Here is a 721-nt window from a genome sequence, read left to right on the forward strand (position 1 = left end):
GCACCTGCAGCGTGCGATCCGGGGCCGTGGCGCGCAGGCGTCCATTGCCGCCGCCGAACATCTCGTCGAAGAAACCGCCGGCCGCGCGGCCCTCGAAGCGCGGACCCGGGAGCAGCAGCGGCCCGCTGCGCTCGGGAATGAGCAGGTAGCGCCGCTCCACCAGATTGAAGCGGCGACCGTTGACCTCGCGCACCAGGCTGCGGTCCTGCCCGACCCGCTGCAGCGAGGCACCGTCTGGTGCGTCCAGGCCGAGTTCGCCGGACAGCAGCTGCGAGGCGTAATACAGGCGCACGACGATTCCCACGCTCTGCTGCACGTAAGGGGCGTCATCGTCCACCTCCATTTCCAGGAAGGCGGTGGCGTTGGCCGGCGGCGACGCGGTCTGCTGGGCCTGCGCGACACCGCACAGCAGCAGCCACACTCCGATCAGCGTCGCGGTCAGGCGGCGGGTAAAGCGGGCGGCACTCATCGTCCTTCCTGTCTCCTGCGTTCGTTTTCGCGCTGGAACTTGGCGCGTAGCAGACTGCCCGGATCATCCGGTACGCGCCGCATCCAGGCCTCGACGGCTTGTCGCTGTTCCTGCCGCTCCGCCGATTCGGCCTGCTGCGAGGGCTGCCCGGTCGGGGGTTGGGAGGTGTCGGTCTGGCGCTGCAGTGCCTGTTGCATGCGCTCGCGCTGCGCCGCATCGGCCTGCGCCTGCGCGGCAGGATCTGTCCGGCCC

Annotated in this window: 2 pseudogenes; both read right to left on the reverse strand. The window is 70.3% G+C overall.

Annotation, left to right across the window (positions count from 1 at the left end):
- Positions 1-379 (reverse strand): annotated as a pseudogene (locus tag EGJ34_RS21895) (protein BatD); the annotation flags it as partial.
- 86 nt (positions 380-465) lie between these two features.
- A pseudogene (locus tag EGJ34_RS22465) lies at positions 466-721 on the reverse strand (hypothetical protein); the annotation flags it as partial.

It is taken from the genome of Stenotrophomonas sp. 278 (assembly GCF_003935715.1).
Taxonomy (GTDB): Bacteria; Pseudomonadota; Gammaproteobacteria; order Xanthomonadales; family Xanthomonadaceae; genus Stenotrophomonas; species Stenotrophomonas maltophilia_AH.